General features: G+C 60.6%; 20 protein-coding genes. 13 read left to right on the top strand and 7 right to left on the bottom strand.

All coding sequences use genetic code 11. The features are described from left to right. The first annotated feature begins 131 nt into the window (after positions 1 to 131). From der to J3P82_RS21155, 4 genes are all read left to right on the top strand, one after another. Complete coding sequence (gene der / locus J3P82_RS21170) at positions 132 to 1,604, top strand: ribosome biogenesis GTPase Der (RefSeq protein WP_186611099.1); 1,473 nt, start codon at positions 132 to 134, stop codon at positions 1,602 to 1,604. A gap of 103 nt (positions 1,605 to 1,707) precedes the next feature. Continuing rightward, positions 1,708 to 2,856: a pyridoxal phosphate-dependent aminotransferase gene (locus J3P82_RS21165; RefSeq protein WP_434558530.1), complete on the top strand. Its 1,149-nt coding sequence runs from the start codon at positions 1,708 to 1,710 to the stop codon at positions 2,854 to 2,856. After that, positions 2,844 to 3,638, top strand: coding sequence for an amidohydrolase (locus J3P82_RS21160; RefSeq protein ID WP_434558529.1), 795 nt, complete (start codon positions 2,844 to 2,846; stop codon positions 3,636 to 3,638). The genes J3P82_RS21165 and J3P82_RS21160 overlap by 13 nt, the downstream gene beginning before the upstream one ends. A 64-nt stretch (positions 3,639 to 3,702) precedes the next feature. Continuing rightward, complete coding sequence (locus tag J3P82_RS21155) at positions 3,703 to 4,119, top strand: hypothetical protein (RefSeq protein WP_186611102.1); 417 nt, start codon at positions 3,703 to 3,705, stop codon at positions 4,117 to 4,119. 87 nt (positions 4,120 to 4,206) lie between these two features. Here the strand turns inward: J3P82_RS21155 and leuA are convergent, their stop codons facing one another. The 3 genes from leuA to xseA all read right to left on the bottom strand — a co-directional run bounded on the left by leuA (position 4,207) and on the right by xseA (position 8,448). Further along, positions 4,207 to 5,886 carry a 2-isopropylmalate synthase gene (gene leuA / locus J3P82_RS21150; RefSeq protein ID WP_434558528.1) on the bottom strand — a complete coding sequence of 560 codons (1,680 nt, stop codon included), beginning with the start codon at positions 5,884 to 5,886 and terminating at the stop codon, positions 4,207 to 4,209. Positions 5,887 to 6,243: 357 nt separating this feature from the next. Then, positions 6,244 to 7,065: a peptidoglycan DD-metalloendopeptidase family protein gene (locus tag J3P82_RS21145; protein WP_434558527.1), complete on the bottom strand. Its 822-nt coding sequence runs from the start codon at positions 7,063 to 7,065 to the stop codon at positions 6,244 to 6,246. A 3-nt stretch (positions 7,066 to 7,068) separates the two neighbouring features. After that, positions 7,069 to 8,448: an exodeoxyribonuclease VII large subunit gene (gene xseA / locus J3P82_RS21140; RefSeq protein ID WP_434558526.1), complete on the bottom strand. Its 1,380-nt coding sequence runs from the start codon at positions 8,446 to 8,448 to the stop codon at positions 7,069 to 7,071. A 198-nt stretch (positions 8,449 to 8,646) separates the two neighbouring features. On the opposite strand from xseA, the gene J3P82_RS21135 reads away from it, so the two are divergent. The 4 genes from J3P82_RS21135 to guaA all read left to right on the top strand — a co-directional run bounded on the left by J3P82_RS21135 (position 8,647) and on the right by guaA (position 13,316). Further along, positions 8,647 to 9,372, top strand: coding sequence for a sulfite exporter TauE/SafE family protein (locus J3P82_RS21135; protein WP_434563925.1), 726 nt, complete (start codon positions 8,647 to 8,649; stop codon positions 9,370 to 9,372). Between the two features lie 69 nt (positions 9,373 to 9,441). Beyond that, positions 9,442 to 9,990 carry a sugar ABC transporter ATPase gene (locus J3P82_RS21130; RefSeq protein ID WP_434558525.1) on the top strand — a complete coding sequence of 183 codons (549 nt, stop codon included), beginning with the start codon at positions 9,442 to 9,444 and terminating at the stop codon, positions 9,988 to 9,990. A 150-nt stretch (positions 9,991 to 10,140) separates the two neighbouring features. After that, the gene (gene guaB / locus J3P82_RS21125; RefSeq protein ID WP_434558524.1) at positions 10,141 to 11,610 is read left to right on the top strand and encodes an IMP dehydrogenase; all 1,470 of its coding nucleotides are present in this window, start codon (positions 10,141 to 10,143) and stop codon (positions 11,608 to 11,610) included. A gap of 128 nt (positions 11,611 to 11,738) precedes the next feature. Beyond that, positions 11,739 to 13,316, top strand: coding sequence for a glutamine-hydrolyzing GMP synthase (gene guaA, locus J3P82_RS21120; RefSeq protein WP_420231535.1), 1,578 nt, complete (start codon positions 11,739 to 11,741; stop codon positions 13,314 to 13,316). Between the two features lie 196 nt (positions 13,317 to 13,512). Here the strand turns inward: guaA and J3P82_RS21115 are convergent, their stop codons facing one another. From J3P82_RS21115 to J3P82_RS21105, 3 genes are all read right to left on the bottom strand, one after another. Next, complete coding sequence (locus tag J3P82_RS21115; protein ID WP_434558523.1) at positions 13,513 to 15,816, bottom strand: autotransporter outer membrane beta-barrel domain-containing protein; 2,304 nt, start codon at positions 15,814 to 15,816, stop codon at positions 13,513 to 13,515. Between the two features lie 319 nt (positions 15,817 to 16,135). Beyond that, a complete protein-coding gene (locus tag J3P82_RS21110) occupies positions 16,136 to 16,924 on the bottom strand; it encodes an alpha/beta hydrolase (protein WP_434563923.1) in 789 nt (262 codons plus the stop codon). A gap of 84 nt (positions 16,925 to 17,008) precedes the next feature. Further along, entirely contained in the window at positions 17,009 to 17,371 is a 363-nt protein-coding gene (locus J3P82_RS21105; RefSeq protein ID WP_434558522.1) for a winged helix-turn-helix transcriptional regulator, read from the bottom strand. 112 nt (positions 17,372 to 17,483) lie between these two features. Here J3P82_RS21105 and J3P82_RS21100 point away from each other — a divergent pair, with 112 nt between their 5' ends. From J3P82_RS21100 to J3P82_RS21090, 3 genes are all read left to right on the top strand, one after another. Further along, on the top strand, positions 17,484 to 18,218 hold the full coding sequence (locus tag J3P82_RS21100) for an SDR family NAD(P)-dependent oxidoreductase (protein ID WP_434558521.1): 735 nt from the start codon (positions 17,484 to 17,486) through the stop codon (positions 18,216 to 18,218). A gap of 459 nt (positions 18,219 to 18,677) precedes the next feature. After that, positions 18,678 to 18,953, top strand: a complete 276-nt coding sequence (locus J3P82_RS21095) for a hypothetical protein (RefSeq protein WP_434558520.1) — start codon at positions 18,678 to 18,680, stop codon at positions 18,951 to 18,953. A gap of 4 nt (positions 18,954 to 18,957) precedes the next feature. Beyond that, the gene (locus tag J3P82_RS21090; protein ID WP_434558519.1) at positions 18,958 to 19,482 is read left to right on the top strand and encodes a helix-turn-helix transcriptional regulator; all 525 of its coding nucleotides are present in this window, start codon (positions 18,958 to 18,960) and stop codon (positions 19,480 to 19,482) included. Positions 19,483 to 19,832: 350 nt separating this feature from the next. Here J3P82_RS21090 and treR read toward each other — a convergent pair whose 3' ends face one another. Continuing rightward, positions 19,833 to 20,537 carry a trehalose operon repressor gene (treR, locus tag J3P82_RS21085; protein ID WP_434558518.1) on the bottom strand — a complete coding sequence of 235 codons (705 nt, stop codon included), beginning with the start codon at positions 20,535 to 20,537 and terminating at the stop codon, positions 19,833 to 19,835. Between the two features lie 241 nt (positions 20,538 to 20,778). Here treR and treP point away from each other — a divergent pair, with 241 nt between their 5' ends. Both treP and treC read left to right on the top strand, forming a co-directional pair. Beyond that, complete coding sequence (gene treP, locus J3P82_RS21080) at positions 20,779 to 22,221, top strand: PTS system trehalose-specific EIIBC component (RefSeq protein WP_434558517.1); 1,443 nt, start codon at positions 20,779 to 20,781, stop codon at positions 22,219 to 22,221. A gap of 72 nt (positions 22,222 to 22,293) precedes the next feature. Further along, the gene (treC, locus tag J3P82_RS21075) at positions 22,294 to 23,940 is read left to right on the top strand and encodes an alpha,alpha-phosphotrehalase (protein WP_434558516.1); all 1,647 of its coding nucleotides are present in this window, start codon (positions 22,294 to 22,296) and stop codon (positions 23,938 to 23,940) included. The last annotated feature ends 112 nt before the right edge of the window (positions 23,941 to 24,052 follow it).

Here is a 24,052-nt window from a genome sequence, read left to right as displayed (position 1 = left end):
CTATGCTTGGGGCTAATCCCCCAAGCGGCCTTGTTCGCAAGGTTTGCAGTGCTTCCATGGGCTGCCCCGAGCACCAGCCGCTGCCTCGCAGCGGCTTTTGTATTTTCTGAAATAACGAAGTGGAGAGCCGCATGGTTCCCGTAATCGCCCTGGTGGGCCGACCGAACGTCGGCAAGTCCACCTTGTTCAACCGCCTGACCAGGACTCGCGACGCCATCGTCGGCGACTTGTCCGGTCTGACCCGTGATCGCCAATACGGTGAGGCCAAGTGGCAAGGGCGTACCTATATTCTGGTCGACACCGGCGGCATCTCCGGTGATGAACATGGCATGGATGAGAAAATGGCCGAGCAGTCGCTGCTCGCCATTGAAGAAGCCGATGTGGTGCTGTTCCTGGTAGACGCCAAGGCTGGTTTTACCGCCGCTGACCAGATGATCGCCGAGCACTTGCGCAAACGTAACAAGCGCTCCTACGTGGTTGCCAACAAGGTCGACAATATCGACCCGGACATGGCTCGCGCCGAGTTCGCACCATTGGGCATGGGCCAGGCGATCCCGATCGCCGGCGCCCACGGTCGCGGCATCACCCAGATGCTGGAAATCGCCCTGGCTGATTTCCCCAAGGACGACGCAGACGAGCCGGAAGAGGGCGAGGAAGAAATCGTTGCTGAAGGCGAGGAAGCCAAGCGCATTCCAGGCCCGAGCGAAAAAGACGGGATCAAGATCGCCATCATCGGCCGCCCTAACGTCGGCAAGTCGACCCTGGTCAACCGCATGCTCGGCGAAGACCGGGTCATCGTCTACGACCAGCCCGGCACCACCCGCGACAGCATCTACATTCCCTTCGAACGTAACGAAGAGAAGTACACGCTGATCGACACCGCCGGTGTGCGCAAGCGCGGCAAGATCCACGAAGAAGTCGAAAAATTCTCCGTGGTCAAGACCCTGCAAGCGATCAAAGACGCCAACGTGGTGATCTTCGTAATGGACGCCCGCGAAGGCGTGGTCGATCACGACTTGAACCTGCTGGGCTTTGCCCTGGAAGCCGGTCGTGCGCTGGTCATCGCGATCAACAAGTGGGACGGCATGACGCCGAGCGAGCGCGATTATGTGAAGGTCGAATTGCAGCGCCGGCTGTTCTTTGTCGACTTCGCCGACATCCACTTTATCTCGGCCCTCCACGGCACCGGCGTGGGCAACCTCTACGCTTCGGTACAGAACTCGTTCAAGTCGGCGGTCACTCGCTGGCCGACCAACCGCCTGACCCAGATCCTCGAAGATGCGGTTGGCGAACACGCGCCACCGATGGTCAACAACCGGCGGATCAAGTTGCGCTACGCCCACTTGGGTGGCGCCAACCCGCCGATCATCGTGATCCACGGTAACCAGATCGAGAAGGTGCCCAAGTCGTACGTTCGCTACCTGGAGAATACCTATCGCCGCGTCCTGAAGCTGGTCGGCACGCCGATCCGCATCGAGTTCAAGGGCGGCGAGAACCCGTACGAAGGCAACAAGAACACCCTCACCGATCGCCAGGTCAACAAGAAGCGCCGCTTGATGTCGCACCACAAGAAGGCCGACAAGAAGCGCCGCGATAAGAAATAGAAGCAGCGGCAAGTTTCAAGCTACAAGCTGCAAGTTTGGTGCGCATCAGCTTGTAGCTTGTAGTTTGTAGCTTGTAGCTTGTAGCTCGCAGAAGGCGCGTCCAATGATCACCAGCAAGTTGCCGAATGTCGGCATCACGATTTTCACCCAGATGTCCCAGCTCGCGGCGCAGACCGGCGCGCTCAACCTGTCTCAAGGGTTTCCCGATTTCGATGGTCCGCAGGCCCTGCGCAATGCGGTTGGCCGGCATATCGCCCAAGGCCATAACCAATACTCGCCGATGACTGGCCTGCCAGCGCTGCGGCAGCAGATCGCGGCAAAGATCGTCCGCAGTTATGGCGCCACCGTCGATGCCGATCAGGAAGTCACCGTGACCCCCGGCGCGACCCAGGCGATTTTCTGCGCCATCGCGGCGGTGGTTCACAGCGGCGACGAGGTGATTGTCTTCGACCCTAGCTACGACAGCTACGAGCCAGCCGTGCAACTGGCCGGCGGGCGTTGCGTGCATGTGCAATTGGGCCTGGATGACTTCGCCATCGACTTCGAGAAGCTCGGCGAAGCCCTGAGCCCGCGTACGCGCATGATCATCCTCAATACCCCGCACAACCCCAGCGGCGCATTGATCAGCCGCGCCGAGCTGGACCAGTTGGCGGCGCTGATTCGCGACCGCGACATTTACCTGATCAGCGATGAAGTCTATGAACACCTGGTGTTCGACGGCGTACCCCACGCCAGCGTCCTCGCCCACGAAGAGCTGTATCGCCGCGCTTTCGTGGTCAGTTCGTTCGGCAAGACCTATCACGTCACCGGCTGGAAAACCGGCTACGTGGTGGCGCCAGCGGCCCTGACTGCGGAGCTGCGCAAAGTGCACCAGTACGTCAGCTTCTGCGGCGTGACGCCGTTGCAGTACGCCCTGGCCGACTACATGGCCGAGCACCCGGAACACGTTGACGAACTGCCGGACTTCTATCAGGCCAAGCGCGACCTGTTCTGCGATCTGCTGGCGCCGTCGCGCTTCAACTTCAAGCGGGTCGCCGGCACTTATTTCCAGCTGGTGGATTATTCGCAGATTCGCCCGGACCTGAATGACGTCGACATGGCCGTCTGGATGACCCGCGAACATGGCGTAGCGACCATTCCGATTTCCGTCTTCTACCAGAACCCGCCCCAAGGCCAGCGCCTGGTGCGCCTGTGCTTTGCCAAACGCGAGGAGACGCTGCGCGAAGCGGCGGAAAAACTATGCGTGATTTGAGTGCATTGCCGGACCTGAACATTGCCTTGATCCAGACCACCTTGGCCTGGCACGACCGCCAGGCGAACCTGGAGCATTTCGAGACGCTGCTCGAACAGTCGCGCGGGGCGGACCTGATCATCCTGCCGGAAATGTTCACCACCGGGTTTTCCATGGAGTCCGAAACCCTGGCGGAGCCTGAAAACGGCCCCGCCAGCCAATGGCTCAAGGTCCAGGCGGCGAAGCTGGACGCGGTGGTCACCGGCAGTGTGATCGTCCAGGCCAGCGACGGCAGCCATCGCAACCGCTTGCTGTGGGCGCGACCGGGCGGCGAAGTGCTGCATTACGACAAGCGCCATCTGTTCCGCATGGCGGGTGAACACAATCACTACACACCGGGTGATCAGCAGGTGTTGTTCGAGCTCAAGGGCTGGCGGATTCGGCCGCTGATCTGCTACGACCTGCGCTTCCCGGCGTGGAGTCGCGATGCCGAGGACACCGACCTGTTGCTGTACACCGCCAACTGGCCGGGCGCCCGGCGCCAGCATTGGAATCGGCTGCTGCCGGCCCGTGCCATCGAAAACCTTTGCTATGTGGCGGCGGTGAACCGTATCGGCACCGACGGCAAGGGTTTCGCCTACACTGGCGACAGCCAGGTGCTGGACTTCCAGGGCGAGACACTCCTCAGCGCCGGCGAGGCCGACGGCGTGTTCAGCGTTCGCCTGAGCGCGGCGGACCTGGCGGCGTACCGCACACGGTTCCCGGCGAACCTGGACGCTGATCGCTTCGAATTCGTATATTGAAACGATTCAGCCCTCAAGGACCGCTGTAGCAGGCCGATAACGGGTCAGCCAAGGAGGAGTCCCCATGACCAGTATCAGCGCAACGACCGTAAACCCTTATCCGCTGTCGGCACCCAAAGTGTCCATTCGCGGGGCTGAAGAAGAAAAAGTGGTCAGTCCAGTAGCACCGACTGATAGCGCGGAAGAAAAAGACAAGAAGTTGGAAGTCGACACCAGCGGCGCGAACATTGCCGGTGTTGGCGGCAGCAATGGCAGCAATGTCATCGAACAGCTGAAGAAGCAGATCGAGCGGACCGAGAAGTTGCTCGCCGACCAGCAAGCCCAGTTAGCCCGTGTTCAAAAAAGCCAGGCCAACCAGGAGCAGAAAGCCCAGGAAGCCATGGCGATCCAGACCCAGATCATGGCGACCCAGGCAACTTTGCAGACTTTGCAGGCTGCGCTTTTGCAGGCGATGACCGTTTCGATCGATACCCATGCCTGATAATTGTATGGCCTGACAGCTAACCAGAAATCAAACAAAAGGCCCCGGGATTCACATCCCGGGGCCTTTTTGTTATTCAACGACCGATCAGGCCGCTTTGGCTTCCGGTTGGCTCAGCGAGCGGTTCAGCGCGCTGAACAGCGCCTTGAAGCTTGCCGTGGTGATGTTTTCATCGATGCCCACGCCATGCACCGCACGCTCGCCGTTGACTCGCAGTTCAATATACGCGGCGGCCTTGGCATTGGTACCGGCGCCGATGGCGTGTTCGTTGTAGTCCATGATTTCCACCGGGATCGGCAGCCCGGCCACCAGGGCTTCCAGCGCGCCGTTGCCCTTGCCGCGCCAGTGCAGGTTGGTCTCGCCCTGGCCCTTGCTGGCCACTTCCACTTCCACGGCGCTGTTGCCGTTTTCTTCCTGCAGGCGATGGCTGACCAGCGCGTACGGGGTGTTGGCTTGCAGATACTCGCGCTGGAGGAGGGCGTGGATCTGCTGGGCGGTCATTTCCAGGCCCAGGCGGTCGGTTTCACGCTGCACCACTTGGCTGAACTCGATCTGCATGCGACGCGGCAGGCTGATGCCGTATTCCTGCTCCAGCAGATAGGCGATGCCGCCTTTGCCCGACTGGCTGTTCACGCGGATCACCGCTTCGTAGCTGCGCCCGATGTCGGCCGGGTCGATCGGCAGGTACGGCACTTCCCACAGGGTGTCCGGTTTCTGCTGGGCGAAGCCTTTGCGGATTGCGTCCTGGTGCGAGCCGGAAAACGCGGTGTGGACCAGGTCGCCGACGTACGGATGGCGAGGGTGAACCGGGATCTGGTTGCACTCTTCGACTACTTTGCGCACGCCGTCGATGTCGGAGAAATCCAGCTCGGGGTTGATGCCCTGGGTGTACAGGTTCAGCGCCACGGTCACCAGGTCGACGTTGCCGGTGCGCTCGCCGTTGCCAAACAGGCAGCCTTCGACGCGGTCGGCGCCGGCCATCAGGCCCAGCTCGGTGGCGGCCACGCCAGTGCCGCGGTCGTTGTGGGTGTGCAGGCTGATGAGCACGCTGTCACGGCGGGTGATGTTGCGGTGGAACCACTCGATCTGGTCGGCATAGATGTTTGGGGTGGCGACTTCCACGGTGGCCGGCAGGTTGAGGATCACCTTGCGCTCGGGCGTCGGGTTCCACACTTCGATCACTGCGTCGCAGACTTCCTTGGCGAACTCCAGTTCGGTGGCGCTGAAGGTTTCCGGCGAGTATTCGAACTGCCACTGGGTTTGCGGTTGCTGGGCGGCATATTTGACGAACAGCTTGGCCGCGTTCACGGCGATTTCCTTCACACCTTCCTTGTCCTGGTTGAACACGATGCGGCGGAACGACGGGCAGGTGGCGTTGTACAGGTGGACGATGGCTTTCTTCGCCCCACGCAGGGATTCGAAGGTCCGGGCGATCAGGTCTTCACGGGCCTGGGTCAGCACCTGGATGGTGGTGTCGTCCGGGATGTGGCCTTCTTCGATGAGGGTGCGCACGAAATCAAAGTCCGTCTGCGAAGCGGCCGGGAACGAAGCCTCAATTTCCTTGACGCCTACCGCCACCAAGGTTTTCCAGAAGCGCAGCTTCTTGGCAGCGTCCATCGGCTCGATCAGCGACTGGTTGCCATCGCGCAGGTCGGAGCTGCACCAGATCGGCGCGGCGGTGATGGTCTTCGACGGCCAGGTGCGATCCGGCAGGTTGATGGTCGGGAAGGCGCGGTATTTCGAAGACGGGTCTTTGAGCATGCTCATGGGGCGGAATCCTTATTGTCGTGGCCGGAAAAAGGCGGCCTGCCGGTGGTTCTAATGGGTTGGCTTTTCAGCCGGGACGAGGTGCCGCGATTCAGCCCGGCAGTCGTGCGCTGACGAGGCACAGGCTGCGGTGCTGGCGAAGCTGAATGAGGGTATGAGAGGTTTTCATGCCCTCAACCCTAACCGCGCCGGCGGGGGATCGCAAGCAGTCGGAAAAAATTGGGAGAAGTTCTGTTTTAAGGCTCTTGTGCGAGATTTAATCGCGTGTATCTCAGCGAAGTGTCTCGCCAATTGCGTCGATGTTTCGAGCCTGGCAATTATGGACGGATGGAGATGAGACCGGCGGCCTCATCAGGCTCAGGGTTGGAAAGCCCCGATAAAAATCGCCGGGTCCACTCGCGCATCGTTCAGGCTGATATTCCAATGCATATGCGGCCCGGTTGCCCGTCCTGTGGCGCCGACTTTGCCGACCACCGTCCCTCGCGCCAATTGCTGGCCGATCTTCACGTCAATCTTCGACATGTGGCAGAACATGCTGATGAAGCCCTGGCCATGGTCGACGAACACCGTGTTGCCATTGAAAAAGTAATTGCCGGTGAGGATGACCTTGCCGGCGGCCGGGGTCTTGATCGGCGTGCCAGCGGGCACGGCGAAATCCAGGCCGGAATGCGGGTTGCGTTCCTCGCCGTTGAAAAACCGGCGCACGCCAAACTTGCTCGACAGCGGACCGTTGACCGGTTTGTCCAGTAACAGGTTGCTGGGAATGTTCGGGCTGAAGCTGCGGTAGGCCTTCAGTTGAACCGCGAGCTCGGCGTTAATCCGCGCAAGGTCCGCCGGCTCCGGATTCACCTGGCGTTTGTTTTTCAGCGTGATGTGCTGCTCGGGGTACTTCTTGTAGCCGACCACGAAGGGCTGGGTGGCGCCGCCACTGCTGATTTGCTGGGTACCGGGCTGGACCGTCAGCGGAATGCCGACGATCGCCAGCCAGTTTTGCTGCTCCTTGACCACCAGCACCGGTTTGCCCTGGTACGTGGCTTTCGGCGCCTGGGCCGCGGCGCCCAAATCGACCACGGCCACGCCGCCGGGCACCGGCTTGTTCAGCAGGCGAGTGATGTAGCTGTCGGCGTGGGCATTGACGCTCAGGCACAGCAGAAGCAGTGGAGCGAGAAATCTCGGCATGAATCAATCCAGTAGAGAAAGGGTGACCGGCGTCAGGTGATTGTCTTCGACCCGCACCAGGAGCTCGCCTTCGCCGAGCTTGGCAGTCAGGCGCTGGCCGGTCTGGGTCTGTGCGGCGTTGCGGATTGCATGGCCGCGCTCGTCGAGCAGAATGCTGTAGCCACGGCCGAGGGTCGCCAGGGGGCTGACGATGTGCAGCGTCTGCATCTGGTTCTGTAACTGCACACGCCGGGTTTTCAGGCCTTCGCGCATGGCCCGGGGCAGGCGTTCGGCCAGGCTCTCCAGGCGATGGCGCAACATCGCCAGTTGCCGGCCCGGATGTTGCCCGGCCAAGCGAGTCTCCAGGCGGATCAAACGCTCGTTACGGGTATTGAGACTGCGTTCGAAGGCCCGGCGCATGCGCATGTCCAGGTCGTCGAGGCGCTGGGCTTGCTGGCGCAGGCGTTCGCCGGGATGCCGCAGGCGTCGGGTCAGGCCTTCGAGGCGAAGTTGATCGCGCATCAACCGGTCGCGCATGCGCATCACCAACCGGCGATGCAGGGTTTCAACCCGGCGAACCAAATCGCCTGCATCCGGCGCCAGTAGTTCGGCGGCGGCGGACGGCGTCGGCGCGCGCACGTCGGCGACGAAATCGCTGATGGAGACATCGGTTTCATGGCCGACGGCGCTGACGATCGGCGTGACACAGGCGTCCACCGCGCGGGCCACCGCTTCTTCGTTGAAGCACCACAAGTCTTCCAGCGAACCGCCGCCCCGGGCCAGGATCAACGCATCGAAACCGCGGGCGTCCGCCAGTTTCAAGGCGCGGACGATTTGCCCGGTGGCTTCGCGGCCTTGCACGGCGGTGGGAATCAGCGTCAAGGCAATCTGCGGCGCCCGGCGGCGGAACACACTGATGATGTCGCGGATCACCGCGCCGGTGGGCGAACTGATGATCCCGATGCGCTGCGGGTGAGCCGGCAGCGGCACCTTGCGCTCGGCGCTGAACAGGCCTTCAGCGCTGAGTTTTTCCTTCAAGGCATCGAAGGCCAGGCGCAGGGCGCCATCGCCGGCCGGCTCGACGGTGTCGAGGATCAATTGATAGTCGCCGCGACCCTCGAACAGCGAGACCTTGCCGCGTACCTTCACCGCCAAACCGTCCTTCAAGGCCTGGCGCACCCGCGCGGCGTTCTGCCGGAACAGTGCGCAACGCACCTGGGCGCCGCTGTCCTTCAGAGTGAAGTACACGTGGCCAGAGGCGGGCCGGGCGAGGTTGGAGATTTCGCCCTCGACCCAGATGTTGCTGAACACGTCTTCGAGCAGCACCCGCGCGCGGCCGTTGAGCTGGCTGACAGTCAGGACCTCGCGGTCCAGGCCCAGTCGGGCAAAGGGATCTTTAATCATGGGCGGCATGATAAGGGGATTCGCAGGTGAATCTCCATGAGCGCAGACATTTCGACTCCATTAGCTCCATTACGGACAGGTCCGTCAGCATAAATGCTGGATATGCCCCGACACATCTGGCTAAAGTCGCCGCTTTCGTCCTCAGGGAAGTGCCGGGTGGAGCTTTTGTCATGGCTGGGCCAGTGGGCATTCGCACCGATGCAATGGCTGGTGATCGGGCTTGCGATCATCCTGGCCTACATTGTTTTCGGTATCGCCGGGTTTGGCACCGCGTTGGTGGCCGCGCCGATCTTGCTGCTGTACATGCCGCTGTCGAAGATCGTGCCGCTGCTGGTGCTGCTGGATTTTGTCGCGGCGTTCGGCAATCTGTTGCCCTCGCGGCGAGACGTCGCCCGGCCCGAGTTGCTGCGGTTGTTGCCGTGCATGGCGGTTGGGTGCACCTTGGGCGTGATCTTCCTGCTCAACCTCAAGTCCGATCTGCTGCTGTTGTTGATGGGCCTGTTCATCAGCACCTATGCGATTTACAGCCTGTTGATAAAAACCCGGCCGGCGCAGTTGTCGGCGCTGTGGGCGCTGCCGATGGGAACGGTGGGCGGGATGTTCGGTGCGTTGTTCGGCAGTGGCGGCTTTTTATATGCCATCTACCTCAACAGCCGTTTGCCCAAGGAGGCGGCCCGGGCGACTCAAAGCGCGTTGATCAGTTGCAGCACGGTGGTGCGCTTGAGCCTGTTCATCGTCGCTGGGGTATATGCCGAGCTACCCTTGTTGGTACTGGCGTTGTGTTTGTTGCCGGCCATGGCGCTGGGGCTGTGGGTCGGGCGTCGCTTGACCATGAAAATGTCGCGAGAGGCATTCGTGCGCCTGGTTACCTGGTTGGTGCTCGCCAGCGGCATTGCGTTGATCGTGCGCTACCTGAGTGCTTGACCTGGCTCGGCCAGGGATTAAGCTGCCGGCCTTCTATCAGACCCGCCAGGGAAACAGCCAGGCCTCGCCATGAATTCGCAAAGCATTATCGTCCCGAAAATTTCCACCCTGCCGGTCCACGAGCCCCGGGCCCGGGCGATCGTGCGCTGGCTGGTGCGCAAGAATATCGTCGAGGAGCAACTGACCACTTGCGGGCGCACCGGCAACCGCATGGCCCACGCCATCGCCCCCGGTGCCCGCCATGTGGTCCTGCATCCCGACGCGCTGCCGTTCGGCGAACCGGTCAACGGCCTGGAGATCATCACCAAGCGCTGCATCTATACGCCGGCCAAGGGTTTTCTCGAAGAAGCCGGCTGCGCCGAGTGCCGCCGGGAAATCGGCGAGGCGCTGTTCGAAAGCCTGGAAGATTGGATGCCGGGGCGCACCGACAACTTCACTTGTCCCGAATGCGGGCATGAAGACGACATCAACGGGTTCCTGTTTCTCCAGCCCTGCGGTTTCTCGAACCTGGGGTTCATTTTCAATAACTGGCTCGAAGCGGGGTTCAAGCAGGACTTTCTCGATGAGTTCGCCGACTGGCTCGATCTGCCGGTGAGTTGGGTGAGGGTTGAGTTGTAGCGAGTCACAACTCCTAAGAGAAACACACAAACCCTGTTGGTTTTAGCCAGTCAATCACCCCGCCAATAATAGACAGAGTTTTACATTGAGCCAGACGGGGTCCATGAGTATAATGGCGCGCTTCCATTTTCCCGCTCGGGAGCCCCCGCGATGCTGCGTATCAGCCAAGAAGCTCTGACCTTCGACGACATTCTCCTAGTGCCCGGATATTCCGAAGTACTGCCTAACGAAGTCAGTCTCAAGACCCGTCTCACCCGTGGCATCGAACTGAATATCCCGCTGGTTTCCGCTGCCATGGACACCGTGACCGAAGCCCGCCTGGCCATTGCCATGGCCCAGGAAGGCGGTATCGGTATCATCCACAAGAACATGACCATCGAACAGCAGGCCGCCGAAGTGCGCAAGGTCAAGCGGTTCGAGGCTGGCGTGGTCAAGGATCCGATCACCATCGAGGCGGATGCCACGGTCCGGGATCTGTTCGAACTGACCCGCATGCACAACATCTCCGGCGTTCCGGTACTGCACGATGGCGACCTGGTCGGCATCGTCACTTCCCGCGACGTGCGTTTCGAGAACCGCCTGGATGCCTCCGTTCGCCAAGTGATGACGCCTAAGGAGCGCCTGGTCACGGTCAAGGAAGGCACCAATAAGGACGAAGTCCGCGAGTTGCTGCATAAGCACCGCATCGAGCGCGTGCTGATCGTCGACGACAAGTTCGCCCTCAAGGGCATGATGACCGTCAACGACATCGAAAAAGCCAAGGCTTATCCGCTGGCCAGCAAGGATGATCAAGGTCGTCTGCGCGTAGGCGCTGCGGTCGGCACCGGCAAGGACACGGGTGACCGCGTCGCGGCCCTGGTCAATGCCGGCGTTGACGTGGTGGTGGTCGACACCGCCCACGGTCACTCCAAAGGCGTGATCGACCGCGTTCGCTGGGTCAAGCAGAACTTCCCTGACGTGCAGGTCATCGGCGGCAACATCGCCACTGGCGCTGCGGCCAAGGCCCTGGCCGAAGCTGGCGCCGACGCGGTCAAGGTCGGTATCGGCCCTGGCTCGATCTGCACCACGCGCATCGTCGCCGGTGTCGGCGTGCCGCAGATCAGCGCCATCGCCAACGTCGCCGCCGCCCTTGAAGGCACCGGCGTGCCGTTGATCGCCGACGGCGGTATCCGCTTCTCCGGTGACCTGTCCAAGGCCATCGTCGCCGGCGCGTCTTGCGTGATGATGGGTTCGATGTTCGCCGGTACCGAAGAAGCGCCGGGCGAGATCGAACTGTTCCAGGGTCGTAGCTACAAGGCCTATCGCGGCATGGGTTCGCTGGGTGCCATGTCCCAGGCCCAGGGTTCTTCCGACCGTTACTTCCAGGACTCCTCCGCGGGTGCCGAGAAGCTGGTGCCGGAAGGCATCGAAGGTCGCGTGCCGTACAAAGGCACCCTGAGCGCCATCATCCATCAACTGATGGGCGGCCTGCGTTCTTCCATGGGCTACACCGGCAGCGCCGACATCGAAGAGATGCGCACCAAGCCGGAATTTGTCCGCATCACCGGCGCTGGCATGGCTGAGTCCCATGTCCACGACGTGCAGATCACCAAGGAAGCGCCGAACTATCGGGTCGGCTGACGCCGACAGCTTTGAGCCACAAGCTATAAGTTACAAGCGGTGGTTGCGCTGCAGCAGCCACCGCGTATTACCCGATCAACTTGCAGCTTGCGGCTTGCGGCTTGCAACTGCTCTTCAGAGTTTCTCCCATGGCCCTCGACATTCACGCTCACCGCATCCTGATCCTCGACTTCGGCTCCCAGTACACCCAGCTGATCGCCCGCCGCGTGCGCGAGATCGGCGTGTACTGCGAACTGCATCCGTTCGACATGGATGACGAAGCGATTCGCGAATTCGCTCCCAAAGGTGTCATCCTCGCTGGCGGCCCCGAGTCCGTACACGAAGCCGACAGCCCGCGCTGCCCGCAAGCCGTGTTCGACCTGGGCGTGCCGGTCTTCGGTATCTGCTACGGCATGCAGACCATGGCCGAGCAGTTGGGCGGCAAGGTCGAAGGCTCGGACCTGCGTGAGTTCGGTTATGCCCGCGTCGACGTGGTCGGCAAGAGCCGCCTGCTGGACGGCATCGAAGACCACATCGACGCCGATGGCCTGTTCGGCCTCGACGTGTGGATGAGCCACGGTGACAAGGTCACCAAGATGCCGGAAGACTTCCACATCCTCGCCAGCACCCCGAGCTGCCCGATCGCTGGCATGTTCAACGACGATCGTCGCTACTACGGCGTGCAGTTCCACCCGGAAGTGACCCACACCAAGCAGGGCGGCCGCATCCTGTCGCGCTTCATCCTCGACATCTGCGAGTGCGAAGCCCTGTGGACCCCGTCGAAGATCGCCGAAGACGCCATTGCCCAAGTCCGTGCCCAGGTCGGTACCGACAACGTGCTGCTGGGCCTGTCCGGCGGCGTCGACTCCTCGGTGGTTGCCGCGCTGCTGCACAAGGCCATCGGCGACCAATTGACCTGCGTCTTCGTCGATAACGGCCTGCTGCGCTTGCACGAAGGCGAGCAAGTGATGGCCATGTTCGCCGAGAACATGGGCGTCAAGGTGATCCGCGCCAACGCCGAAGAACAGTTCCTGAACAACCTGGCCGGCGAGTCCGACCCGGAGAAGAAACGCAAGATCATCGGCCGCACCTTCATCGACGTGTTCGATGCCCAGTCCAACAAGCTGGACAACATCAAGTACCTGGCCCAGGGCACCATCTATCCCGACGTGATTGAGTCGGCCGGCGCCAAGAGCGGCAAGGCCCACGTGATCAAGTCCCACCACAACGTCGGTGGCTTGCCGGAAGAGATGAACCTGAAACTGGTCGAGCCGCTGCGCGAACTGTTCAAGGACGAAGTGCGTCGCCTCGGCCTGGAACTGGGCCTGCCCTACGACATGGTCTACCGCCACCCATTCCCGGGCCCGGGCCTGGGCGTGCGGATCCTCGGCGAAGTGAAGAAGGAATATGCCGACCTGCTGCGTCGTGCCGACCACATCTTCATCGAAGAACTGCGCAAGGCCGACTGGTACCACAAGGTCAGCCAGGCGTTCGTGGTATTCCAACCGGTGAAATCGGTGGGCGTGGTCGGCGATGGCCGTCGTTACGCCTGGGTCGTGGCGCTGCGCGCCGTGGAAACCATCGACTTCATGACCGCTCGCTGGGCACACCTGCCGTACGAGCTGCTGGAAACCGTTTCCGGGCGGATCATCAATGAGATCGAAGGTATTTCTCGCGTGACTTATGACGTGTCGAGCAAGCCGCCGGCGACGATTGAGTGGGAATGAGGTTCGTCCGCAACGCTTTGTACCCTGTTCGGTAGAGCAATGCCGACAGGGTATCCATAGCGCTTTTCTGCGCAGAGGCAGTTGCGGCCTGGGACGGTTTTGATCCAGCGACGCCAGGCGCTTACGAGCTTTACCCTCAGCCTTAAACAACAAAACCCGCATCGGCGGGTTTTGTTGTTTAAGGCGCAAACGTTGATCAGAAATCGTAACGCACGTTTGCGGTGAAGGTGTCGGCGTCGAAGCCGCTGCTGGTCAGGTAGTTGTACGTCCCTCCCACGCTCCACGCGCCTACGCGGTAGTTCGCGCCCAGTCCCAGCTCGTAGCTGTCGCGTGCCGGTGTCGCGCCTGTAGTGGTGAATGGCGTACCGCCGAGCACGAAGGTGGAGGTGGTGCCGGCCTTGTCGCCGATGAAATCGTGCCAAGCCATCAGCTTGGCTTCCGGTTCCAGGCTGCCCAAACCTACGTCAAAAGCCGCCGCCAGACGAGCGCCCAGGCCCATTTCGCCGATTTCATAGCGCTGGCTGCCGACGTTGAGGGCGGCTGAGCTACCTTTTTCACGGTACGAATCCATCGTTACGTTGGCATAGCGCGCGCCGATCTGTGGTTCCAGCAGCCACTGCTTGTCGAGCTGGAACGTGTAGCCTGCCAGTGCGTTGACGCCGAAGATCTCACTGTCGTAGTCGGCCTTGGCGCGGGTATCGGCGATGTAGCGTTTGGACTCGTTGTCGTTCCAGCCATACATCAGCGAGGTGTCGACAAAGAAGTTGTCACGGGTCCAGTTGCCGTACAGGGTCAGTGCATGGCCGCTGACGTCGGTTTTGTTGCCCAGGTCGGATTTGACGTCGCTGGTCAGGTAGCTGTAGGCCAGGCCCAAGGTGGTATCGGCGTTGAGCTTGCCGTCGGCACCCACGGCGATGCCGTTGGTGTTGGCGTCGTAGCCATCAACACCGTGGCGGCGGTCCTGGTTGGCATCGCTGGACAGCGCTTGCAGCCATACGCCTTGTTCTGCCAGGACGTCACCGGAGGACAGACCGCTACGCCCTTTGCTGGCGCGACGGTTGATAGCACTCGCGACCAGGTTCTGGCTGCTGGTGGCAGCGTTGATCGCCCCACGGCTGACGTCTGGAGCCAGTGTTTCGGCAAGTTTGGCCAGGTCTTCACTGGTGGCTGCGTTGGCGAAACGCTGGAACACCGGGTCGCTTTCGTCCATCTGGCCCATGACCGTGTTCTTGAATGGATTGATGGCGTTCACCGCGTTGCGCGAACCACGGGCACCCAGCAGGTCTTGCGTAATCACCTCATCACTGCGGGTGGCAACCAGTGCTTTCACGTCCTGGCCTTCAATGCCGAAGTTCCTCACCTCGAGCAGCGCCGAGGAGGAAACCACGGACAGGTTCTGCGGGTCCTCCCACGTGCCAGAGTTGAGAAGGGTGTAGCGGGTGCCCTGGGCCGACGTGCGGAAGTCGTCGGAGCGAGCCTGCAGTTCGATCTGGCTGCCGGGAGAGAAGTAGGTATTGCCGGTGACTTTCAAAATCGGCGTATTGGCCAGTGTGTTGTTGTCCAGCAGCAGGCGCAGGCGCGCAGTGTCGCTGTCCATGTCGAGATCGCCCACAATCGTAGTCTGCGGGCGAAGCAGCGTCAGGCGGCCACCGTCGATATCGACGAAACCGGCGCGGATGGTCGAGCCATCGAACATCGCGTCCCCTTGCACCAGCACACCACTCAGGCCCAGCAGGTCACCGTTGACCTGACCACCTTGCCAGTAGAAATACGAAGGGGAGGCATCGTCGTCCGCCAAAATTGCTGCGGTGCCGCCTTCGATCAGGCCGCCTGTCTGCCTGATGGTGAGGGTGTCGAAACCGCCGGAGGTATCGAGGCTGAGAAAATGGATACCGACTCCGTCGGCGGAGATAGTCCCGCTGTTGTTGATATCACTCTTGAAGGGAGCGCCTGTCATCTGGCCGGTAAATCGAGCGTTCTCGATCTCGATACCCGCCGAGTCGATGCCGCGAGCGGTGATAGTGCCCGAGTTGTTGATGTGCGCCTGGGTCGAGGTGATCATCATGCCATTGGCATTTTCGCCAGTTACAGTGATGTTGCCGTTGTTGTTCACTTCACCAGCGATGTTCGCCAGATACAGGTCCAGCCCCATGGCGCCGTTGCCGCTCACCGCCATGTCACCATCATTTATTAGATCGCCAGCGACGGTGGAGTTGAGTGTCATGGAGATACCGGCAGGGATGTCGCTGGGGTTTGCAGCCGTCAGGTTGATTTTGCCTTGGTTGACCAGCTTGCCCGCCAGGGTCACGTTGGTCAGCTCTACCCCTGCATTTTGCGACGTCCCGGTGAAGGTGGCGTTATTGAAAACATCACCGGAGCTGCTGTATGCCCCTGTGCTCAGGTCGTGGTTGAGGTCGGGTGCGGGTGCGGCATGGACCGTGGAAGTGGTAGCCGCGACGGACAGCGCCAACAACGAGCGGCGCAGGTGGGAAATGTTCAAAGCAGTATCCTTACAGGGCAGAAACTGGCAAGGAACAACCTGCGCGTCAGCGTCTGTTTTGGGCATCCTTGCCAGCTTGTCAGTGAATGGCTGATTCAAGCGCGTGCAAATTTACACGATGCTTGCAGGACAATTCACCATAAAAAGAATAAATGAAGAAGACGCCGTTAAAAAATGCGACGCGACAGTGTTTTTTTGAGGCTTTACCGCATTATCCAGCAATTAAGTTGAACTTTAGATTGTCGTTGCGGCTGGCCCGGGTCAGGCACTAAGGAGGATGTGATTCGGATGTTTTCAAACGGACCTGCCCACTTCTCATCTAAGGAGTCTCATGTGCCAACGGAGTTTTAACCCATCGGCTCCATGTCGCTTCCCACCCCTTATCATGGCTTGCTCCTGGCACACGGACGCATTCGGAGAGGGGCGAGCCAAGCGCCTGTTGGTACCTATCCGCTAAGTCACCTGGAATAATCCGGTCTGCGTCTCCAATGAGATGACGCTGGGGCAACAAGGCGAGTCGCTTTCGATAGTCCAGCGGATCGAGTGAACCGTCGAGTGGCGACAGGCCTTTCATCGTCGCCCACAGACGGGGACTGAGATTGCCAGCAAGGGTTTGCACCTGGGTAACATCATTGCGCTGCGCCGCTAACAATAATGCAAGAGCGGCTCCACCTGAGTAACCCACCAGTTCGAACTCCCTATTGCCATATCGCTGTTTTAATTGGTCCAGCGCCTGGCTGAGGTGGGTGACCACTTCCTGGGAAAATCGTCGATGGGTCCAGAGTGCTGATTGACAGGCTGCGGCCATGACGAACTGGCAAGGACGTGCCAGGTAAACATTCGGTGTCGGATCATCGACCGCCAGCCGTGGCACCAACAGATTGTGCGGACTCGGATCCAGGCTGGGTCGAGTGGCCGTCGCCCAGGAATGGCCATCGCCTTCCAAATAGACCCGCAGGCGAGTCATCTTTTCTGTAGTTTGCGGCGCGATTATGAAGAGGGGGAAGGCGTGTCCCGGCAGGACCTCCGATTGTCGGCCGTGCTCCTGAGCCAATTGTTGCAGTGACTCGCGCGGCGATTGGCAGGCGATGAGAAGCGCGCTGATCATCACCATGCAGCTTTTATAGAAGCTGGGGAACACCCTGAAGCCCGCTTGATTGCGGGCTTTTGGCTTTTTGGGGTTTGGCAATTTCTAAGGCAACGCGTCGCGTTTGGCGAAGATGCTCGCCATTTGCGCCGCGTTTTCGGTCCCCCATGTACACAGCGGGACGATTGCCTCGGCCAAGCTGCGACCGAGCGGGGTCAGCGCGTAGTCCACCCGCGGCGGCACTTCCTTGTAGTCGGTCCGCGCCAGCACGTGATCGGCTTCCAGGTCTTTCAATTGCTGGATCAGCACCTTGTCACTGACGCCTGGGATCAAACGCTTGAGTTCGCCGTAGCGTTTCGGGCCGTCGCGCAGAAAAAACAGGACCAGTGGTTTCCACTTGCCCGAGATGATGCGCAGCGTGGCGTTGAGCCCGCAGCCGGTGTCGCAGGTTTCAGTAGATTGGGTCATTTTTTGATACTTACCAAAAGGTGCATACTTGTCCTTAGGTTATCAGGGCTGCATCCTCGTTCTCAAGCAAACAGTTCCCTGCTTGCATATCACTCCAAGAAGGATGCACGACATGACCAAACTGAACGCAAAGACTGCGGTGATCACCGGTGGCGCTACCGGCATCGGCCTCGCCGCAGCAAAGCGCTTCATCGAGGAGGGCGCGTTCGTCTTTATCTTCGGCCGCCGACAGGAAGCGCTAGACGCTGCTGTGGCTGAGCTCGGGCCCAATGCCCGCGCGGTGAAGGGCTCGGTCTCCGACCAGGCCGACCTCGACCGACTCTACGCGGCGGTGAAAGCCGAGCGCGGAACCCTCGACATCGTCTTCGCCAATGCCGGGGCGGGAAGCCCGCTTGCCCTCGGCGAGATCACCGCCGAGCACATTGACGAAATCTTCGAAACCAACGTGAAGGGCTCGATCTTCACCGTGCAGAAGGCGCTGCCGCTGATGGGCGAGGGCGGTTCGATCATCCTGACCGGATCCAGTGCCGGCACCACGGGTGCCCCGGCATTCAGCGTCTACAGCGCGAGCAAGGCGGCAGTGCGCAATCTGGCGCGGACTTGGGCAGAGGACCTGAAGGGCAGCGGCATCCGGGTCAACGTGCTGTCACCCGGGCCGACGGCGACCGAACTGGCGAAGGCTGCGCTGGGCGAGGAGGGCATGAAGATCTTCGCCTCGATGAATCCGCTCCAGCGCATGGCAGAACCGGCGGAGATCGGAGCGGTGGCGGCCTTTCTCGCATCGCCGGACAGCAGCTTCATGACCGCCAGCGAGGTCGCCGCCGACGGTGGCCTGGCGCAGATCTGAATTGCTACGCCCCATTCGATAGGTCGGAGCCTGTAAGACGTGGTAACCCATTTGGTGTGTGCAAAATGATGGGGCTTGAAAGGCCCGGTCATTGCCAGCCAAACACAAAACCGTGGCGAGGGAGCTTGCTCCCGCTGGGGTGCGAAGCGCCCCAATCAAAGCCGACCAGGATCGGCCTGAGACACCGCAATGACGGCTTTGGGCTGCAACGCATCCCAGCATAGTCACCTTTCGCTACGATTCCCCGCCTCAACGGCACTGAGAAATGCTTACCATCTGTCGCGGAACCCAACGTGTATTTCGCCGGCATGGTGCGGAGCGCTGTCGCAACGTCTGCGAACCACTTTGTACCAAAGCTGCTGCCGAGCGGATGTGGGCGCTAAACGCTGGCGTTTGAAAGCGATCCGCTGGGTTGTCATTTGACAACCTGGCGGATGATGCGAATACTGGAGATCACGGATGATTCGTCCAACGCACCCGAAAAAAGAAATCGAAGACGCGCTCAGGCATGCCGAAGGGCAGGGGTGGCGCGTAGACGTTGGCGGCAGTCACGCCTGGGGACGGGCTTATTGCCCATACAAAGAGGCGGAGTGCCGTTGTGGCGAGTTCTGCATCACATCGATATGGAGCACGCCGAAAAACCCTGGCAACCATGCGCGAGCATTGCGACGCGTCGTGGACAATTGCACTGCGCATCGCAACCAGCGCGATGCTGATGACGATGCTGAGGAATAGAACAATGGAATATATTTTTACCTTGAAATATCAGCTCCCTGACGATGGCTGTGCCATGGATGAACTGGTCGAGCGGCTGGGAGAAGCGGGCTGCGACGATGCCTTGGTGGGTATCGGGCAACCGGGACGGCTGGCGCTTGAGTTCACGCGCGAGGCTCCTGATGCGGCCAAGGCAGTGCTTAGCGCTCTGTCCGACGTTCATCGCGCGGTGCCGTCGGCCAAATTGATCGAGGTGGCGCCTGATTTGGTCGGGCTGACCGATGTAGCGGAGATCGTAGGGGTGTCTCGGCAGAATATGCGCAAGCTGATGTTGGCTCATCCGGGCAGCTTCCCGACGCCGGTGCACGAGGGGAGTGCATCTCTCTGGCATTTGGCGGATGTTCTGCGTTGGCTGCAGGTCAGGGGCAACTATTCGCTTACCAAAAATGTGTTGGATTTGGCCCTGGTGGCGTTGCAGGTCAACGTTGCGAAAGAAAGCCGACGGGTGCCTGGTATGGCTTCCGAAGAGTTGAAAGCTTTGGTTGGGTGACAGTCATGCTCAGCCTCCCCTCAGTTTGACGAGCCGATTGGCAGGAGTAATCGTTTTTGTACGCGACTCTTGTTATCTAATCGTTTTTTTACAACCTTAACCGTTAGCTACAAGATCAGGAGCACGACATCATTTCTGGAATGCCCGCGCTGCAACAGGTAGGGGTATGGGCCGAAATCGCTGAGCCGTCTCGCGGGGGTTTGAGGAAGACGGCGGAGCGGGTGATGTTGTGATCGATCGATATCGTCCGGGAAAGCCCGTCGACCGCTGAAGCCCTTCAGACTTGGGTATTAAAGAAGCTGTGGTCGAGTCAAATCCGTGTGAACCCGTATCCACACGGCTTTCTGTGTTCACCGCCGCGCCACATCCGAAAAATAAAACTTATCCAGCGTATGCCGCGATTCGGTGTACTCGAACTGTCGGCCGTCCTGGAGAAAGGTCTGGTTACTCACCACGATCACATGGCTCTGGCCTTCGAGGTCCAGGTGTTGCTGGTCGTCCTTGCCGCAGCGGACCGCTTCGATGGTGCGCTGGGCGTAGGCGATCTGCAGTTGCAGGGTCTGTTCGATGAAGGCGTAGATCGACTGCACGGCGATGTCGCGGGTCAGGCCGGGGATCACGTCGCTGACGAAGTGGTTGATGTCCAGGATCACCCGTTTGCCATCGATGCGCCGGACCCGCTTGATGCGGGTTATCTGGCTGCCGATGGGCGCCTTGATGTGCTCGAGCAAGGCCCCTTCCAGCGGCAACTGGCTGAACTCGACCACTTCGGTGCTGACATCGTTGCCCAGGCGCGGGTAGGTCTCCTGGAAGCTGACGATGCCGCCGAGTTGGAATTCGATGGGTTGGGTGGACAGTACGAAAGTGCCCTTGCCATGGATCTTCTGGGCGAAGCCGCGCTCCTGGAGTTGCTCGATGGCCTTGCGCACGGTGCCACGACTGGCCTGATAGCTGTCCATCAGTTCGGTTTCGGAGGGCAGGCGGGCGCCTCGCTCCAGGCGTTCGGTGGTAATGCTGTTCAGCAGATCGTTGTAGATCTGGTTGTATTTACTCATGGAAAGGGCTCTGTACCGCGCTGTTCACCGGGGCGGAACCTTACGGGCCAAGTGGGAGATTGTCCATTCGACTGTCATCGTTTGACGACGGGAGCGTAGGACGTTTCCGGGGTCTTTGGGCCTTATCATAAACAAAAACATAACTCGTCTGTACGAGTTGTTGATTTAACTCGTACAGACGAGTACTTTCTCTTCCGTGCTGTCGACTCTCAATAACAAGAATGACGCGGAAGAAAAAAGCATGAGCCACGATTACGCCAAAATCGCCAGTGAGCTGCTGCAAAGCTTGGGTGGCGTCGACAATATCGAGCAGGCCGCCCACTGCGTGACGCGCCTGCGTCTGTCCCTCAAGGACGCCGCCCGGGTGGACAGTGCCACGCTGAACCAGATCGACCTGGTCAAGGGCTCGTTTTTTACCGGTGGCCTGTTTCAGGTGGTCATTGGCCCGGGCGAGGTGGAGAAGGTCTATGCCGCCCTGCGCGAACTCACCGGCCTGGCCGCCGCGACCATTGCCGACGTCAAGCGCCAGGGTGCGCAGAAGGGCAACGGCATGCAGCGCCTGGTGCGGGTGCTGTCCGATGTGTTCATGCCCATCCTGCCCGCACTGGTGATCGCCGGCCTGCTGATGGGTGTCAACAACCTGCTGGGCGCCAAGGGCATGTTCATTGCCGATCAGACGTTGCTCGATGCCTATCCGAACCTGGACGGCATCTGGAGCCTGATCAACCTGATGGCCAATACTTCCTTCGTCTTTCTCCCGGCCCTGGTGGGCTGGTCGGCGGCCAAGCGTTTCGGCGGCAGTGAGATTCTCGGCATCGTGCTGGGCCTGATGCTCGTCCACCCAGACCTGCTAAACGCCTGGAACTACGGCAAGGCCGTGGCGGGACTGGAAGGCCAGAGCCTGCCGTATTTCGATATCTTTGGCTGGTTCCAGATCGAGAAGGTCGGCTACCAAGGGCAAATCCTGCCGATCCTGCTGGCGGCCTATGTCATGAGCGTGATCGAGCGATGGTTGCGGGCCAGGGTGCCTAACGCGATCCAACTGCTGGTGATCCCCATCACCACCATCGTGATCACCGGGGTATTGGCCCTCGCCATCATCGGTCCGGTCACCCGGCACCTGGGCATCCTTATCACCGAAGGCATGGTGGCGTTGTTCGACCTGGCGCCAGTGATTGGCGGAGCGATTTTCGGCCTGCTCTACGCGCCGCTGGTGGTAACTGGCATGCACCACATGTTCCTGGCGGTGGACCTGCAGTTGATCTCGACCCAGGGCGGCACCTTCATCTGGCCGATGATCGTCATGTCCAACCTGGCCCAGGGCAGCGCGGCGCTGGCAGTGTTCTACATGACCCGCAATGCGCGGGACAAGAGCATGGCGTCCACCTCGGCGATTTCCGCCTATTTCGGGATCACGGAGCCAGCGATGTTCGGGGTCAACCTGCGCTACAAATTCCCCTTCTATTGCGCCCTGGCCGGCTCGGCCCTGGGTTGCATTTTCCTGTCACTGAACAAGATCAAGGCCTCGGCGATTGGCGTGGGCGGCCTGCCGGGTTTCATTTCCATCGTGCCGGACTACATACCGATGTTCGTGGTCGGCATGGTCATCGCCATGAGCGTGCCCTTTGCCCTGACTTGCGCATTGAGCATGAAGATCGTCCGGCCGGGGTATCGGGTGGCCTGACTCTGTGGGAGCGGGCTTGCCCGCGATGAGGCCCGCAAGGCCAGTACCAAACAGACTGAAGGAATCGCACACATGCAAGACTCGCAACGCTCGGTGATCTACCAGATCTATCCCAAGAGTTTCTACAGCCATGGCGGCCAGGCCACCGGTGATTTGCTGGGGGTGGTGGACAAGCTCGACTACTTGCACTGGCTGGGTGTGGATTACCTGTGGTTGACGCCTTTCCTGCGCTCGCCGCAACGGGACAATGGCTACGACATTAGCGACTACTACGCCATCGACCCCAGCTACGGCACCATGGCCGACTGCGAATTATTGATCACTGAGGCGCGCAAGCGCGGTATCAAGCTGATGCTCGATATCGTGGTCAATCACACCTCCATTGAGCATCCCTGGTTCCAGGCCGCCCGCAGCAGCCTCGACAACCCGTACCGTGATTTCTATATCTGGCGGGACCAGCCGAACACCTGGGAGTCCAAGTTCGGCGGCTCGGCCTGGGAGTACGAAGCGCAGACCGGCCAGTATTACCTGCACCTGTTCGACCATACCCAGGCCGACCTGAACTGGGACAACCCCCAGGTCCGCGCCGAAGTGTTCAAGATGATGCGTTTCTGGCGGGACATGGGGGTGGGGGGCTTTCGTCTCGATGTGATCAACCTGATCTCCAAGCCGGCCGACTTCCCTGACGACCACACCGACGGCCGGCGTTTCTACACCGACGGCCCCAACGTGCACCGCTACCTGCAGGAAATGCACCGGGAAGTCTTCGAGGGTTTCGACCTGATCAACGTCGGCGAGATGTCGTCCACCAGCCTTGAACACTGTGTTCGTTATTCGTGCCCGGCGTCCCGTGAATTGTCGATGACCTTCAATTTCCATCACTTGAAGGTCGACTACCCGAACCTGCAAAAGTGGGTGCGGGCCGACTTCGATTTTCTCGAGCTCAAACGCATCCTGTCCGACTGGCAGGTCGGCATGCAGGCCGGTGACGGCTGGAATGCGTTGTTCTGGTGTAACCATGACCAGCCACGGGTGGTGTCGCGGTTCGGTGATGACGGTGAGTACCGCGTGCCTTCGGCGAAGATGCTCGCCACGGCGCTGCACTTTCTCCAGGGCACGCCGTTCGTGTACCAGGGCGAGGAATTGGGCATGACCAATCCGGGCTTCGAGCACATCGAGCAATACCGTGATGTGGAAACCCTGAACATCTATCGCCTCAAGCGCAACGCCGGCGTGCCCGAAGCCGAGGCCATGGCGCCGATCATGCAGAAGTCCCGTGACAACGGGCGCACGCCAATGCAATGGAATGCTGGGCCGAACGCAGGTTTCAGCCGGGCTGATCCCTGGATTGGCGTGCCTGCCAATGCCGCGTTCATCAATGTCGAGCAGCAACAAAAAGACTCGACCTCGGTGCTGCATTACTACCGCGAGCTGATCGCCCTGCGCCGCCGCGAAGCCTTGATCCAGGACGGTGTCTATCGCCTGCTGCTACCTGAGCACCCGCATGTGTGGGCGTACCTGCGCGAAGGGCAGGGGGAGCGCCTGTTGGTGGTCAGCCATTTTTATGGGGGTGACTGTGAGGTGGAACTGCCCGAAGGGATCCTCACCCATGACACGAAACAACGCTGGGTGATCGGCAACTACGAGGCCGGCGAACACCGACACCGACGTCTGCATCTGCGGCCCTACGAGTCGTTCGTGTTGCACCTGAGCGACTGAGAAAAAAACTTCCCCTGACCCAGGCAATGCCTGACAGCGAACACGTGCGCCACGCACCGTGGGCTCTTTGTCGTCAGCCAAACGGCAACCAAGGGGGGAGTCATGGAGCAAA

This window comes from Pseudomonas sp. Z4-20 (assembly GCF_051131955.1).
In the GTDB taxonomy this organism is placed as follows: Bacteria; Pseudomonadota; Gammaproteobacteria; order Pseudomonadales; family Pseudomonadaceae; genus Aquipseudomonas; species Aquipseudomonas marvdashtae.
This window is presented reverse-complemented; position numbering and strand designations above follow the sequence as displayed.

Bases quoted from the DNA above. Each gene is read 5' to 3' on its own strand.
- xseA (WP_434558526.1), bottom strand. From the start codon at position 8,448: ATGATTAAAGATCCCTTTGCCCGACTGGGCCTGGACCGCGAGGTCCTG.
- J3P82_RS21090 (WP_434558519.1), top strand. From the start codon at position 18,958: ATGGAATATATTTTTACCTTGAAATATCAGCTCCCTGACGATGGCTGT.
- treC (WP_434558516.1), top strand. From the start codon at position 22,294: ATGCAAGACTCGCAACGCTCGGTGATCTACCAGATCTATCCCAAGAGT.
- J3P82_RS21110 (WP_434563923.1), bottom strand. From the start codon at position 16,924: ATGATCAGCGCGCTTCTCATCGCCTGCCAATCGCCGCGCGAGTCACTG.
- J3P82_RS21130 (WP_434558525.1), top strand. From the start codon at position 9,442: ATGAATTCGCAAAGCATTATCGTCCCGAAAATTTCCACCCTGCCGGTC.
- J3P82_RS21160 (WP_434558529.1), top strand. From the start codon at position 2,844: ATGCGTGATTTGAGTGCATTGCCGGACCTGAACATTGCCTTGATCCAG.
- treP (WP_434558517.1), top strand. From the start codon at position 20,779: ATGAGCCACGATTACGCCAAAATCGCCAGTGAGCTGCTGCAAAGCTTG.
- treR (WP_434558518.1), bottom strand. From the start codon at position 20,537: ATGAGTAAATACAACCAGATCTACAACGATCTGCTGAACAGCATTACC.
- leuA (WP_434558528.1), bottom strand. From the start codon at position 5,886: ATGAGCATGCTCAAAGACCCGTCTTCGAAATACCGCGCCTTCCCGACC.
- guaB (WP_434558524.1), top strand. From the start codon at position 10,141: ATGCTGCGTATCAGCCAAGAAGCTCTGACCTTCGACGACATTCTCCTA.
- der (WP_186611099.1), top strand. From the start codon at position 132: ATGGTTCCCGTAATCGCCCTGGTGGGCCGACCGAACGTCGGCAAGTCC.
- J3P82_RS21145 (WP_434558527.1), bottom strand. From the start codon at position 7,065: ATGCCGAGATTTCTCGCTCCACTGCTTCTGCTGTGCCTGAGCGTCAAT.
- J3P82_RS21095 (WP_434558520.1), top strand. From the start codon at position 18,678: ATGATTCGTCCAACGCACCCGAAAAAAGAAATCGAAGACGCGCTCAGG.
- J3P82_RS21135 (WP_434563925.1), top strand. From the start codon at position 8,647: ATGCAATGGCTGGTGATCGGGCTTGCGATCATCCTGGCCTACATTGTT.
- guaA (WP_420231535.1), top strand. From the start codon at position 11,739: ATGGCCCTCGACATTCACGCTCACCGCATCCTGATCCTCGACTTCGGC.
- J3P82_RS21105 (WP_434558522.1), bottom strand. From the start codon at position 17,371: ATGACCCAATCTACTGAAACCTGCGACACCGGCTGCGGGCTCAACGCC.
- J3P82_RS21165 (WP_434558530.1), top strand. From the start codon at position 1,708: ATGATCACCAGCAAGTTGCCGAATGTCGGCATCACGATTTTCACCCAG.
- J3P82_RS21100 (WP_434558521.1), top strand. From the start codon at position 17,484: ATGACCAAACTGAACGCAAAGACTGCGGTGATCACCGGTGGCGCTACC.
- J3P82_RS21155 (WP_186611102.1), top strand. From the start codon at position 3,703: ATGACCAGTATCAGCGCAACGACCGTAAACCCTTATCCGCTGTCGGCA.